This window comes from Streptomyces sp. NPDC001970, from assembly GCF_053594115.1.
Genome location: NZ_JBSFDW010000002.1, coordinates 440,787 through 453,769, shown reverse-complemented (window position 1 = coordinate 453,769; position 12,983 = coordinate 440,787). Strand labels below are relative to the sequence as shown.

At 73.1% G+C, this 12,983-nt stretch carries 14 protein-coding genes and 1 pseudogene; 7 read left to right on the top strand and 8 right to left on the bottom strand.

Going from position 1 to position 12,983, the window contains the following annotated elements:
• Window positions 1-312 precede the first annotated feature (312 nt).
• Window positions 313-399: pseudogene (locus ACWCP0_RS04565) on the bottom strand (transposase); the annotation flags it as partial.
• 340 nt (window positions 400-739) lie between these two features.
• Here ACWCP0_RS04565 and ACWCP0_RS04560 point away from each other — a divergent pair.
• Window positions 740-1,276, top strand: a complete 537-nt coding sequence (locus ACWCP0_RS04560) for an HPP family protein (RefSeq protein ID WP_451077363.1) — start codon at window positions 740-742, stop codon at window positions 1,274-1,276.
• A gap of 69 nt (window positions 1,277-1,345) precedes the next feature.
• Here ACWCP0_RS04560 and ACWCP0_RS04555 read toward each other — a convergent pair whose 3' ends face one another.
• The gene (locus tag ACWCP0_RS04555; protein ID WP_451077362.1) at window positions 1,346-2,482 is read right to left on the bottom strand and encodes a glycerate kinase; all 1,137 of its coding nucleotides are present in this window, start codon (window positions 2,480-2,482) and stop codon (window positions 1,346-1,348) included.
• A gap of 266 nt (window positions 2,483-2,748) precedes the next feature.
• On the opposite strand from ACWCP0_RS04555, the gene ACWCP0_RS04550 reads away from it, so the two are divergent.
• The 4 genes from ACWCP0_RS04550 to ACWCP0_RS04535 are packed head-to-tail and all read left to right on the top strand — an operon-like array spanning window position 2,749 to window position 5,553.
• Window positions 2,749-3,150 carry a VOC family protein gene (locus ACWCP0_RS04550; RefSeq protein WP_451077361.1) on the top strand — a complete coding sequence of 134 codons (402 nt, stop codon included), beginning with the start codon at window positions 2,749-2,751 and terminating at the stop codon, window positions 3,148-3,150.
• 24 nt (window positions 3,151-3,174) lie between these two features.
• A complete protein-coding gene (locus ACWCP0_RS04545) occupies window positions 3,175-4,242 on the top strand; it encodes an ADP-ribosylglycohydrolase family protein (protein WP_451077360.1) in 1,068 nt (355 codons plus the stop codon).
• Window positions 4,243-4,285: 43 nt separating this feature from the next.
• A complete protein-coding gene (locus ACWCP0_RS04540) occupies window positions 4,286-4,780 on the top strand; it encodes an NUDIX domain-containing protein (RefSeq protein WP_451077359.1) in 495 nt (164 codons plus the stop codon).
• 41 nt (window positions 4,781-4,821) lie between these two features.
• Window positions 4,822-5,553: an SIR2 family NAD-dependent protein deacylase gene (locus ACWCP0_RS04535; RefSeq protein WP_451077358.1), complete on the top strand. Its 732-nt coding sequence runs from the start codon at window positions 4,822-4,824 to the stop codon at window positions 5,551-5,553.
• A gap of 106 nt (window positions 5,554-5,659) precedes the next feature.
• Here the strand turns inward: ACWCP0_RS04535 and ACWCP0_RS04530 are convergent, their stop codons facing one another.
• Both ACWCP0_RS04530 and ACWCP0_RS04525 read right to left on the bottom strand, forming a co-directional pair.
• Window positions 5,660-6,196, bottom strand: a complete 537-nt coding sequence (locus ACWCP0_RS04530; RefSeq protein WP_451077357.1) for a methylated-DNA--[protein]-cysteine S-methyltransferase — start codon at window positions 6,194-6,196, stop codon at window positions 5,660-5,662.
• A 12-nt stretch (window positions 6,197-6,208) separates the two neighbouring features.
• Window positions 6,209-7,687, bottom strand: coding sequence for an AlkA N-terminal domain-containing protein (locus ACWCP0_RS04525; protein WP_451077391.1), 1,479 nt, complete (start codon window positions 7,685-7,687; stop codon window positions 6,209-6,211).
• A 208-nt stretch (window positions 7,688-7,895) separates the two neighbouring features.
• Here ACWCP0_RS04525 and ACWCP0_RS04520 point away from each other — a divergent pair, with 208 nt between their 5' ends.
• Entirely contained in the window at window positions 7,896-8,261 is a 366-nt protein-coding gene (locus ACWCP0_RS04520; RefSeq protein ID WP_451077356.1) for a hypothetical protein, read from the top strand.
• A gap of 39 nt (window positions 8,262-8,300) precedes the next feature.
• Here ACWCP0_RS04520 and ACWCP0_RS04515 read toward each other — a convergent pair whose 3' ends face one another.
• The 3 genes from ACWCP0_RS04515 to ACWCP0_RS04505 form a co-directional block, all read right to left on the bottom strand.
• Window positions 8,301-8,552 carry a DUF6158 family protein gene (locus ACWCP0_RS04515; protein ID WP_451077355.1) on the bottom strand — a complete coding sequence of 84 codons (252 nt, stop codon included), beginning with the start codon at window positions 8,550-8,552 and terminating at the stop codon, window positions 8,301-8,303.
• A 106-nt stretch (window positions 8,553-8,658) separates the two neighbouring features.
• Window positions 8,659-9,180 carry an O-acetyl-ADP-ribose deacetylase gene (locus ACWCP0_RS04510; RefSeq protein ID WP_451077354.1) on the bottom strand — a complete coding sequence of 174 codons (522 nt, stop codon included), beginning with the start codon at window positions 9,178-9,180 and terminating at the stop codon, window positions 8,659-8,661.
• A gap of 34 nt (window positions 9,181-9,214) precedes the next feature.
• Window positions 9,215-10,630 carry a phytoene desaturase family protein gene (locus tag ACWCP0_RS04505; RefSeq protein ID WP_451077353.1) on the bottom strand — a complete coding sequence of 472 codons (1,416 nt, stop codon included), beginning with the start codon at window positions 10,628-10,630 and terminating at the stop codon, window positions 9,215-9,217.
• Window positions 10,631-10,716: 86 nt separating this feature from the next.
• On the opposite strand from ACWCP0_RS04505, the gene ACWCP0_RS04500 reads away from it, so the two are divergent.
• A complete protein-coding gene (locus ACWCP0_RS04500; RefSeq protein WP_451077352.1) occupies window positions 10,717-11,523 on the top strand; it encodes a nucleotidyltransferase family protein in 807 nt (268 codons plus the stop codon).
• A 557-nt stretch (window positions 11,524-12,080) separates the two neighbouring features.
• Here ACWCP0_RS04500 and ACWCP0_RS04495 read toward each other — a convergent pair.
• Window positions 12,081-12,941, bottom strand: a complete 861-nt coding sequence (locus tag ACWCP0_RS04495; RefSeq protein ID WP_451077351.1) for an inositol monophosphatase family protein — start codon at window positions 12,939-12,941, stop codon at window positions 12,081-12,083.
• Window positions 12,942-12,983 lie beyond the last annotated feature (42 nt).

Below are 12,983 nucleotides of genomic sequence, written 5' to 3'. Positions count from 1 at the left end.
CTCCGCGCTGTCCACCACGCTAAGGACGGCCGTGAGGCAATCCACCGGACGCAGAACACGAGAAAGCCGGCACCCTTCGTATCCGGGACCCAACATTGGTCACCAAAGGCAGCACAGGAAGACCGTCTCGTCGCCACCATCGGCCAGGAGGGGCCGGACGCGCACCTCCCCGACCCTTGCGGTGCCCTTGGTCCCTGCGTCGAGGCGATCCTCATCGGACGATGGATGACCTTGCACCACCAGTGGTGGAGCGACCGCACTCCCCGCTGCTCACACGCTGCCGGACGGTGAAGGAACTCTCGGTGCGGCAGGGGTGTCGGAGTACTGGCGTTGCACGCCGGCGGAGGTGGTGCCCTTCTTGATGAACCCGGTGTCGTCGATGATCAGGACGCCGCCCGGCCCGGCCGAGCTTCTCGGCCCGTCATACCGACCACCGCGCTGTGCGCCGGGTCCGGGGCGCGATCCTGCGTCCGGGCCGCGGCCGGTTCGCGCAGTACACGGCGGAGCCACGGGGTGACCGCGCGCTCCGCCCCTGACATACGCAGCGTTCTCCGGCTCCAGTGGCAACGGCTCCCCGGACACCGGGGGTTGGCCGACGGCCGACCCGCCGCGCTCGTCGTTCCTCCTGTCGCCCATCGCTCCACCTGCGGCAATCCACTACTCACAGGGAGTCAATGCATACTGCATACAGTATGGTTCTCCCCACCAGTTCCGGACAGCTCTGTGGGAGGGAACATCCGTGACCGACACCTCGACGACCGAGCGCACCGCCGCCAGACGCCTCGCCACCGCCTGGGCCGGCAAGGCCCCGTCGCGCGCGGCGAAGTCCGCCATCTCGGTCGCCACCCTGGGCAGCCTGGTGGCGCTGGTCCTCCTGGTCGCGATCGGCGCGGCACTCCACCAGACGGTGCTCATCCCGCCGCTGGCCGCCAGTGCGGCCCTCGTCTTCTCCGCCCCGGCGCTGCCGCTCGCCCAGCCCCGCAGCGTCGTCGGCGGCCAGCTCATCTCCACCGTCGTCGGTTTCATCGCCCTTGCGATGGGCGGCAGTTCCCTGTGGACGGCCGCGGTGGCCGGCGGTCTCGCCATCGGCGCGATGGGGCTGGCCCGTGCGCCGCACTCACCCGCCGCCGCGACGTCGGTCATCGTGGTGCTCACCGAGCCCTCTCCGGCGAGCTTCCTGCTGCTTCTCCTGCTGGCCACGACGGTCATCGTCGCCGTGGGCATCGTCGTGGGGCGCAGCGGGAAGACACCCCGGTATCCCAGCTACTGGTGGTAGGGACACGCGCGTGCCCCCGCCGGACGCTTTCCGGCGGGGGCACGCGGCCGCTGGGTCCAGGGCCGAAGGTCAGCTTCCGGCGAGGAAGTCCCGTGCGATGTTCTCCGCGAGGCGCTCCAGCAGCGGACCCGCCTGCGCCATGCAGACCGCGGGGTCCGGCTCCAGGTCCAGGAGGGCGTACGCCCGGCGGATGCCCGCCTTGCCGAGCGCCTCGGGCGGGAGCGCGAGGCGGCCGCAGACCGCGACGACTTCCTTGCCCTCCGCATGGGCCGCCGCGGCGACGCCCGCCGGGGCCTTGCCGTGCAGGGTCTGTTCGTCCAGGGAGCCCTCGCCGGTGATGACGAGCGTCGCCCGGGACAGCGCCGGGGCGAAGCCGAGGATGTCGAGCATGACCTCGATACCGGGGCGGAAGCGCGCACCGAGCGCGACCAGCGCGCCGTAGCCGATGCCGCCCGCGGCGCCCGCGCCGGGCAGCGCGGCCTGCTCGGGGCCGAGGACGGAGGCGTAGTGGGCCAGCGCCGCGTCCAGCGCGGCAACGTCCTCGGGCGACGCGCCCTTCTGCGGGCCGAAGACGGCGGGCGCACCCTTGGGTCCGGTCAGCGGGTTGTCCACATCGCTGGCGAGGACCAGGTCGACGTCCTCGAGGCGGGCGTCCAGTCCCGACAGATCCGCGGTCGCGACGTCGATCAGCGCGCCGCCGCCCGGGCCGACGGGCTTGCCGCCCGCGTCCAGGAAGTGTGCCCCCAGCGCGGAGAGCATCCCTGCCCCGCCGTCGGTGGTCGCGCTGCCCCCGACGCCGAACACGATCGTCCGCGCCCCCGCGTCCAGCGCTGCGCTCAGCAGCTCACCCGAGCCGTACGTCGTCGCCGTGAGCGGAGCGAAGACCCCCGCGGGAAGATGCTGCAGGCCCGACGCCTCCGCCATCTCCACCACCGCAGTGGTGTCGCGCAGCGCGAACGCGGCCGTCACGGGCTGACCGGTCGGCCCCGTCACCCGCACCTCACGGCGCTCGAACCCCGCGGCGACCGCCGCCGCGACCGTGCCGTCGCCGCCGTCGGCGACGGGCAGGGTCTCCACGGGAAGGCCCGGGACGACCCGCCGCAGCCCGGCCGTCACCCGCTCCGCGACCTGCACGGCCGTGAGCGAGCCCTTGAACTTGTCCGCCGCCACGAGCACTCGCGCGGCAGTAACTGCTCCGTCCGCCACCTTGCTATCCCTTGCTTTCGAACAGGCAGTCGCGCCGCCCCGACCCTATCCGCACCCCGAGACGGCGTGCCACCCCCTGATAAAGCGGTATTTCGCACAGTAGTGGGGCGGCGCAACCACGGAACGTACGAACTGATCGATCATCCGCGCCGAGGGCGGTGGCCCGTCCGCCCCGCAAGGGAGGAAATCCGCGCCATGAGGACAGACGCTGACCTATTCCGTCCCTGCCTTCGGAGCCGAACCCGACAAGGGAAAGGGAACACACCATGCTGCGCGGACTCACCACCACGAGCTTCTGGGCCTCCGGCCTGGACGCGGCAAGGGACTGGTACACGGAGCTGCTGCGAGTCCCCCGTACTTCGACAAGCCCGGCTACATCGAGTTCCGGATCGGCGACCACCAGCACGAGCTGGGTCGTCGACAGCCGCTACGCCCCCGTCGGGCACACGTCCGACGTCAACGGCTCGATCGTCCACTGGCACGTCGACCACCTTGCGTACACGCTCGAGAGGCTGCGCTCCCTGGGTGCGACGGAGCACGAGGGGCCGAAGGAACGCGGCCCGGGCTTCGTCACCGCATCCCTCGTCGATCCCTTCGGAAACATCCTCGGGATCATGTACAACGCTCACTATCTGGAGATTCTGCGGGCAAATCTCCCCGATTCCTGAGCCGGAACCGGGTACACCCGAGTCATGACGCATCAAGGCACGCGGACGGCCGACCGGATCCTCGGCGGCTGGCTCGGCCGGATCGCCGGCAACATGCTCGGGAAGCCCGTCGAGCGCGGGGACTACTGGACACGCGACCGTATCGACCGCTACCTCCGACTCACCGACGCGCTCCCGCTCACCGACTACCTCCCCGAGCCCCCACCGGGCACGCCCGAAGCGGAGTTCGAGCTGCGCCCGGAGTGGCGGCAGTGCGTCCGCGGCCGGATCCACGGCAGTTGCCGTGACGACGACGTGGACTACGCCATCCTCGGACTGCATCTGCTCGAGACCCATGGCTTCGGCTTCACCACCGAACAGGTCGGCGAGGTGTGGCTGCTGAGGCTCCCGTATCTGCAGACGTTCACCGCGGAACGTGCGGCGTACCGCAATCTCACGGCCGGCCTGAAACCGCCGCTCACGGCCACGTACGACAACCCGTACCAGGAGTGGATCGGCGCGCTCATCCGCGCGGACATCTTCGGCTGGGCCTCCCCCGGCGACCCGCACCGCGCCGCGTCCCTCGCCCGCCGGGACGCGGTGCTGTCCCACACCGGCAACGGCGTCTACGGGGCGATGTGGGCGGCCGCGATGGTCGCGGCGGCGTTCACCGCGGCGGATGCGCGCGAGGCCATCGACGCGGCCCTCGACCGCATTCCGGCGAGCAGCCGCCTCGCACGTACGGTCCGCCGCACGACGGCCCTGTACGACAGCGGCCTGCCCTGGTCGGACGCCCTCACCACGCTGGAGGAGGAGACCGGGCGGCTGGGCTGGATCCACACCGTCCCCAACGCCGCCGTCATCACGGCCGGACTGCTGTACGGCGCCGGGGACTTCACCGCCACCATCGCCCTCACCGTCCGAGGCGGCCTCGACACGGACTCCAACGGCGCGACCGCGGGCTCGGTCGCCGGGGTGCTCCGCGGCGCGTCCGGCATCCCGCCGCAGTGGACCCGGCCGCTGGAGGACCGCGTGCGCAGCGCGGTGTTCGGCTTCGACGGCGCGAGGATCGGCGAACTGGCGGACCGCACGGCTCGGTTGGCGTCCATCTGACACGGCATCCCTGGCACGGCCGGCAGACGATTAGGCTGCACCGGTGACCACCTCGGACTACGCCACGTACATCGCCGGCCTCCCCCGTGTCCTCTCCGGCGCCGCCACGCTCTTCCGGGACGCGGAAGGGCGGGTGCTGCTCGTCGAGCCAAACTACCGCGAGGGCTGGGCCCTCCCGGGCGGGACGATCGAGTCCGACGCCGGCGAGACCCCGCGCGAGGCCGCCCGGCGCGAGACCCTCGAGGAGATCGGCCTGGACGTCGAGCCGGGCCGGCTGCTCGCGGTCGACTGGGTGCGGGGCGCGATGCGCCCGCCGATCGTGGCGTACGTCTACGACGGCGGGGTGCTCGACGGCAAGGACTTCACGGCGATCCGGCTGCAGGAGGAGGAGCTGATCTCCTGGAAGCTGGTGGCCCGCGACGAGATCACGACGTATCTCCTCGGCACCCTGGGCTCCCGGGTCCTGGCCGCCCTCGACGCGCTCACGGCGGGCACGGGTCCGGCGGAGCTGGTGGACGGGCACCCGGCGGGCGGTTAATCGTCTCGCAGCGGCGGGCCTCCGCTGCGTACGCTCGCGGCATGACTCTCGTCGCGATCCTCAGCGGTGCCGGGATCTCCACGGACTCCGGCATTCCCGACTACCGGGGGCCGAACGGCCTGTGGCGGCGCGATCCGGAGGCCGAGAAGCTCGTCACGTACGACCACTACATGGCGGACCCCGAGATCAGGCGCCGGTCGTGGCGCATGCGCAGCGAAAGCCCGACGCTGCGGGCCGAGCCGAACGCGGCACACCGTGCGGTGGCCGAGCTGGAGCAGTCGCGCAACGGGGTCGCGGTGCGCGTCATCACACAGAACGTCGACGGACTGCACCAGCGGGCCGGGATGCCCGAGCGCAAGGTCCTCGAACTGCACGGCACCTCACGCCAGGTGGAGTGCACGCGCTGCCATGCGCGCTCCGCCATGAAGGACGCGCTCGTCCGGGTCGCCGAGGGCGAGGACGATCCGCCCTGCCGGACGTGCGGCGGAATCCTGAAGTCGGCGACGGTGATGTTCGGGCAGCGTCTGGACCCCGTGGTGCTGGGTGAGGCGATGGGCATCGCGAAGGCGTGCGAGGTCTTCATCGCGGTGGGGTCGAGCCTGCAGGTGCAGCCTGCCGCGTCGCTGGCGGGGATCGCCGCGGACAACGGGGCGCGGCTGATCGTCGTGAACGCCGAGCCGACGCCGTACGACGACCGCGCGGCTGAGATCATCCGCGAGCCGATCGGCACGGCCCTGCCGGCGCTCCTGGAGCGGATCACCGAGGCGGTCTAGGTCCGGCGCGACCCCGCGGTCGTGGGGCCCGTTCGGTGGGCCCCGGCCTCCCGGACGGGCCGGAGGTGCGCCCCGGTACCGGCCGCGGGGAGCCGGTGCCCGCGGTCTAGAAGAGGGCGTCCTCCGGCGTGCCGCTCTCGAAGGCCAGCAGCCGCTGCTTGCGGTCCAGACCGCCGCCGTAACCGGTCAGGCCGCCCGTGGAGCCGATCACTCGGTGGCAGGGCACGATGATCCCGACCGGGTTCCTGCCGTTCGCGAGACCGACCGCGCGGGACGCGCCCGGCTTGCCGAGGGCGTCGGCGAGTTCGCCGTAGGTGCGGGTCTCGCCGTACGGGATCAGGCACAGCTGCTCCCAGACACTGCGCTGGAACGGCGTGCCCTCCAGGTTCAGCGGCAGGTCGAAGTCCGTCAACTCGCCCGCGAAGTAGGCGTCGAGCTGGCGGATCACCTCTCCGAAGGCGCGCGGGTCGGGCTCGCCGAAGGTCTCCTCGGCGGGGCGGTGGCGTTGCTCGGTCATGTAGAGGCCGCTCAGGACGGAGTCCGTGGCGACGAGGGTGAGCGGGCCGTACGGGCTGTCGACGACCGTGTGGGTTCTCGTTCTGTTCGTGGTCGTGGTCGTGCTCGTGCTCGTGCTCGTGTTCATGGTCGGGTTTCCTCAGGCAGGCAGGTGGTTGATGGGGTGGTCGCCGGTGGCCCAGAGGTACTGGACGGCGTACGCGCGCCAGGGCCGCCAGGCCGCGGCGCGGGCCGTGAGCGCCGCGGGTGTGGCGGGCAGGCCGAGGTCGGCCGCGGCACGTCGGATCCCGAGGTCGGTCGGAAGGAACGCGTCGGGGTCACCGAGCGCGCGCATCGCGATGACCTCGATGGTCCAGGGGCCGAAGCCGGGCAGCTCGGCGAGCCGCGCACGGGCCTGGTCCCAGTCGCTGTCGGCTCCGAGCCGCAGCGTGCCGTCGGCGAGGGCGGCGAACAGTGTGGTGAGGGTGGTGCGGCGGCTGCGCGGGAAGGCAAGGGTGTCCGGGTCGACCCCGGCCAGTGCCTCCGGCGTCGGGAAGAGGTGCGTGAGGCCGCCTTCGGGGTCGTCGACCGGTATGCCGTGCGCGGTGACGAGCCGGGCCGCGTGGGTGCGGGCCGCCGCGGTGGAGACCTGCTGGCCGAGAACGGCCCGTACCGCGAACTCCGCCGCGTCGACGGTCCGCGGCACCCGTCTGCCCGGCGCCTTGTCGACGAGCGGCGCGAGCAGCGGGTCGGCGCGCAGCTGGTCGTCGACGGCCACGGGGTCGGCGTCGAGGTCGAGCATCCGGCGGCAGCGGCTGATGGCGAGGGTGAGGTCGCGGGCGTCGGTGAGGGAGAGCCGGCAGGCGATGTGGTCGGGGCGGGGGGCGAGCGACACGGTGCCGTGGCCGTGCGGAAGGGTGAGGGTGCGGCGGTACGCGCCGTCCCGCCACTCCTCCACGCCGGGCACCCCGGTCGCGGCGAGGTGCCCGAAGAGGTTGTCGGGGTTGAGCGGCGCACGGAACGGGAGGCGCAGCGCGAGCACTCCAGGGGTCCCCGGTGCGGGCTTCGTCGCCTGCCGGGTGGCGCGGGTGCGCAGCTCGCTCGGGGAGAGCGCGAAGACCTCGCGGACGGTGTCGTTGAAGGTGCGGATCGAGGAGAAGCCTGCCGCGAAGGCCACCTCGGCCATGGGCAGGCCGGTCGTCTCGATGAGCAGCCGGGCGGTCTGGGCTCGCTGCGCGCGGGCCAGGGCGAGCGGTCCTGCGCCGACCTCGGCGAGCAGCTGGCGTTCGATCTGCCGGGCCGAGTACCCGAGCCTTGCTGCCAGCCCGGGGACACCTTCGCGGTCGACGACCCCGTCCTGGATGAGCCGCATGGCGCGGGCGACGGCGTCGGCACGGGCGTTCCACTCGGGGGATCCGGGGCTGGTGTCGGGCCGGCAGCGCTTGCACGCCCGGAAGCCGGCCTGCTGGCAGGCGGCCGCGCTGGGGTAGAACGTCATGTTCTCGGCCTTGGGCGGTACGACGGGACAGCTGGGGCGGCAGTAGATCCTGGTCGTCAGGACCGCGGTGAAGAACCAGCCGTCGAAGCGGGCGTCCTTGGACCGGACGGCCCGTACGCAGCGCTCGGTGTCGGTGTGCATGGCGGGATGCATGGGTCAAGCATCGGGCATCGGCGGCGGTGGACGCTGGCGAAAAAGCGACATCAGCCTTCCTCAGCCAGCACCTTTCTCGCGTCCCGGAGTGCAAGGACGCCGTACGCCGATGCCCGCGATACCCTCCCGGTCTCCGTCGCCGGAACCACCCCGTCGGCCTGCGCGTCGAAGGGCCATGACGGAGACAGCCGGTCGGATGGTCCTGGTACTCGCGCTGGCTGCCGGCGCACTCACGGGCTGCGCCGCGGCCAATGGCGGGGGCGCGGCCGAGGTCCGGCCGGCGGCGTCCGGGCCACCCGCGGGGTCCGGGCGGACGATGCCCTTCGACCTCTACACGCACTGCGGGATCGACGAGGCCCGCATCGGCTCGACGTACTTCGAGGCGGAGAACCCCCTCTCCGACGGCTCGGGAAACCCGCCCGAGGGCTGGGACAACCCCACCCAGCACGGCACGATGACCCTGGTGTCCGGGACGGAGGCGGTCTTCACCGACGACGCGGGGCACGAGGTGACGTTCCGCGCCCGCCCGGGTGCGACCGCCTTCAAGCTCATCTGCGAGTAGCCAGCACAAGCAGCGCGCGGGCCCGCCCGGCGGCGCCCCTTACTCCTCGCACTCCTCGGCGGTGCGGGCCCGCGCCCCTGCCCTGGTGCGGCCCGGCGACTGGGCGCGCTGCGGATGACGCCGTAGGTACTCGCCCTCCAGTGCCTCCATACGAGCGGTGTGCGTCCTCAGCGCCTCGTCGGACCCGAAGAGCAAGGTCTCGTGGCGGGTGCGGTGGATCGCCTCCAGCTCCTTGAGCAGCAGTCCGTCCTGCAGCTGCTCCGGCGCCACTCCGCGGTCCTTCTCGGTCATGGCTCACACCTCCGGGTCAAGGCACCTGACGTCGGGGCTCCACTGCCGGAACACCGGAATACCAGTATCGAGGGGACTCGGACCGTGGCGCGCGGTCCGGGCCGGATCACTCCGTCCGTGCGGCGAACGCCGCGTACGCCCGCTCGTCGAAGAGGACGAACCGCACCTCCTCCACCGCCGACGTCTCCGCGCCCCGCACGGTCTCGACGGCGATGCGGGCACCGTCGTCCATGGGCCAGCCGTAGATGCCGGTGGAGATGGCGGGGAAGGCGACCGTACGCGCGCCCAGCTCGTCGGCGACGCGCAGCGACTCGCGGTAGCACGAGGCGAGCAGCGCGGAACGGTCCTCGGTCGCGCTGTGGACGGGGCCGACGGTGTGGACGACCCACCGGGCCGGCAGCCTTCCCGCGGTGGTGGCGACGGCTTGCCCGGTCGGCAGGCCCTTGCCGTAGTGCGAGGCCCGCAGTTTCCGGCACTCCTCGAGGATCTCGGGCCCACCGCGGCGGTGGATCGCGCCGTCGACACCGCCGCCGCCGAGGAGTGAGGAGTTCGCCGCGTTGACGACGACGTCGACGTGCTGCGCGGTGATGTCGCCTTGGACGAGCGTGATGGCAGGGCTCGTGGTCATACGCCCATCATCCTGCCCGGCGCGCTCATCGCGCTCATCTCCCGCGGAGGTGCCGCCACACCGCCTTCGCGGCGTTGTGCCCGGACATCCCGTGCACGCCCGGGCCGGGCGGGGTCGCGGACGAGCACAGGAAGACCGCCGGGTGCGGGGTCGAGTACGGGAACAGGGAGAGCTTCGGGCGCAGCAGCAGCTGGAGTCCGCTCGCGGCGCCGCAGGCGATGTCCCCGCCCACGTAGTTGGCGTTGCGCGCGGCCAGTTCCGGCGGGCCGGCCGTGGCGCGGGCGAGGACGCGGTCGCGGAAGCCGGGGGCGAAGCGCTCGATCTGGCGCTCGATCGCGTCGGTGAGGTCGCCCTCCCAGCGGTGCGGGACGTGGCCGTACGCCCAGAAGACGTGCTTGCCGGCCGGGGCGCGGGACGGGTCGACGAGGCTGGGCTGCGCGGTGATCAGGAACGGCGTGCCGGGGGCGCTGCCCCCGGAGGCCTGCCGGAGGGCCACGCCGATCTCGCGGCTGCTGGGGCCGATCTGAACGGTGCCGGCGCGACGGGGCTCGTCGGCGGTCCAGGGGACGGGGCCGTCCATGGCGTAGTCGATCTTGAAGACACCCGCCCCGTAGCGGTAGCCGTCGTACACGCGGCCCAGGCCGGCGATCCGGGCGAGGGCGGTCGGGGAGGTGTCGAAGACGTAGGCCCGGGCGGGCGGCAGATCGTCGAGGCGCTTGATCTCGGTGCCGGTGTGGATGGTGCCGCCCAGGTCCCGCACGTACGCGGCGAGGGCGTCGGAGATCGACTGCGAGCCGCCGCGGGGCAGCGGCCAGCCACCGGCGTGCGCGGCGAGCGCGAAGACGAGCCCGACCGCGCCGGTGCCGATGCCGTCCAGCGGGGCGATGACGTGGGCGACGAGCCCGGCGAACAGGGCACGGGCCCGGTCGTCGCGGAAGCGGCGGAGCAGCCAGGTGGACGGGGGCAGCCCGGCGAGGCCGAAGCGGGCGAGGGTGACGGGGTCGCGGGGCAGCGCGGTCAGCGGGAGGGACATGAAGTCCCGCGCGAGGGTGTCCCACTTGCCGAGGTAAGGGGCGACGAGGCGTCGGTACGCCCCCGCGTCCCGGGGCCCGAACGAGGCGGCGGTCTCCGCCACCGAGCGGGACAGCACGGCGGCGGTGCCGTCGTCGAAGGGGTGGGCCATGGGGAGCGGGGCGTGCAGCCACTCCAGCCCGTACCGCGCCAGCGGCATGGCCTTGAAGGCGGGCGAGCCCGCGCCCAGGGGATGTACTGCGGAGCAGGGGTCGTGGCGGAAGCCGGGGAGGGTGAGCTCCTCGGTCCTGGCGCCGCCACCGACGGTGTCCAGGGCCTCGAACACGGCGACCGAGAAGCCCCGACGGGCCAACTCGGCAGCTGCGGTCAGTCCGTTGGGGCCCGCCCCCACGACGACGGCATCGAGCATCGACGGCACCTTCGGACTCCTTCGTCAGCCGATGGCCAAGGAACCCAGGATATTCGGCGGCACGGACAACGCGGCCGGGGGTAGCGTCCGCAGCCATGAACGACCTGATCGAAGCGATGGCTGCGCGACTCGTGGGCACACACGGCGTGCGCGCCGTCGCACTCGGCGGCAGCCGGGCGCGCGGGGCGCACCGGCCGGACTCCGACTGGGATCTGGGCGTCTACTACCGGGGCTCGTTGGACGTGGCCGGTCTGGCCTCGCTGGCCGGCGAGCTGACCGGCGCCCCGGTGGAGGTGGCCGGGCCGGGCGGGTGGGGCCCGTGGGTGAACGGCGGCGCGTGGCTGTCCGTGGACGGGGTCCGGGTGGACTGGATCCTCCGCGACCTGGACCGCGTGGAGCGCGTCTGGGCGGACTGCCGGGCGGGGCGCTACGAGGTGGGCGTCCAGGCGGGCCACCCGCTGGGCTTCTGGTCCCCTGCGTACGCCGGCGAGGTCGCGCTGTGCCGGGTCCTCACCGACCCGTCGGGCGAGCTGGCGGCCCTGCGGGCGCAGACGGCGACGTACCCGGAGCCGCTGCGGAAGGCGCTGGTCGAGGCGGCGTGGGAGGCGGAGTTCTCGGTGGCGGCTGCGGCGAAGTCCGTGGGCACGGGGGTGGGGCCCGGGGATGCGCTGCACGCATCGCTGTGCCTCTCCCGCGCCTTCGGCATCCTCACGCAGTCGCTGCACGCCCACCACCGCGTGTGGCTCCTCAACGAGAAGGGTGCTCTTGCGAGCGCGGCCTCCCTCCCGTCCGCCCCGCCGGACTTCGCGTCCCGCGTGACGGCGGCGCTGCGCACCCTCGACGCGGCCGCGGTCGGCGCGGCGGGGGACCTGGTCCGGGAGACCCGTGGCCGCCTGACCTGACGGCGCGTGCCCGTGCCCGTCGGCCCCGGCGCGCGGCCTGGGCGCCTGCGGCGGGTTTTGCTCCCCGCCCCGCCCCTTCCCGAAATGGGGGACAAGCCCCCGACCCCCGTTCGCGAAGGCTCCGCCCCGAGCCCCTACGCCCTTCGGGCGTGGGTCATGTGGCCCCTTCGGAATCGGTCCGACGTCGAAACCAGGCACCCGGCTCGCCGGACGGCACCGGCACGCATCAAGCCCGTCCGACGCATGAGAACCGACACCCCACCCGCCCGGCGACACGCGACACACATCAAGCCCGCCCGACGCATGAGGACGAACACGCGGGCCCACGGCCCGCTACGCGGCGGCGCGCTCCGGCTCGTCCGGTGATCGGAGACAGACCCCCGGCCCACCGGACGCCACCAGCACGCTTCAGACCCGACCGATGCATGAGGACCGACACCCGGCCCGGTCGCCGGTACGGGACGATCCACGACCACCCGGCCCGTCCGCCGCTCGAGGGCGCGCCGGGAAACCGTGCACGGGCCGGGGCGGGCGGAGCCGCCCGCGGGCAGGAGCTGCTACGCGCGCCGCGGCTCGCGCAGCAGTTCGTGAAGCGTGCGTGCCGTGGTCTCGTCCCGTGCAGCGGTGAAGGGGAGGGCGTTGCCGCCGGTGATGCGGAAGGGCTCGCCGGTGAGGGTGAGGTCGGTGCCGCCCGCCTCGTGGACGAGGAGGAGGCCCGCCGCGTGGTCCCAGGCGTTCTCCCAGGAGAAAGCGACCGCGTCGAGCTCGCCGCGGGCGACCGCGAGGTATTCCAGGCCGGCGGAGCCGCACGGGCGGCCGTGGATGCCGTCGGTGCGGAGGGCGAGGAGGGCCTGCTTCTGTTCGGGGGTGGTGAAGTCCGGGTGGGACGTGGCCACTTCGAGCACCGCGCCGGGTTCGGGCGAGCCCGACCGTATCGGCACGCCGTCCACCCGCGCCCCGTGCCCGCGCACGGCGGTCGCCATCTCGTCCAGCGCCGGGGCGTAGGTCCAGGACGCGAGCACCTCGCCGTGGCGGGCGAGCGCGACGAGCGTGCAGAAGCCGGGGTCGCCGTGCACGAACTGCCGCGTGCCGTCGACCGGGTCGACGATCCAGACCGGAGCGTCGCCCTGCAGCGCGTCGTACACCGCAGGGTCCGCGTGGACCGCCTCCTCGCCCACCACCACGGAGCCGGGGAGCAGTGCCGTGAGCGACGCGGTGAGGTGCTCCTCCGCGCTGCGGTCGGCGACCGTCACCAGGTCGTGCGGGCCGTTCTTCTCGACGATCTCGTGCGCGGCGAGCTGCCGGAAGCGCGGCATGATCTCGACGGCGGCCGCCTTGCGGACCGCCTCCTCGACCAGGGCAAGGTTGCCGGACTCCCAGGGATTCCCTGTCGTCCCGGACAGAAACTCTTCGGTCATGCGTCCAGCAAAGCACGCCGGGCTGACATCCCCGCCGACGCC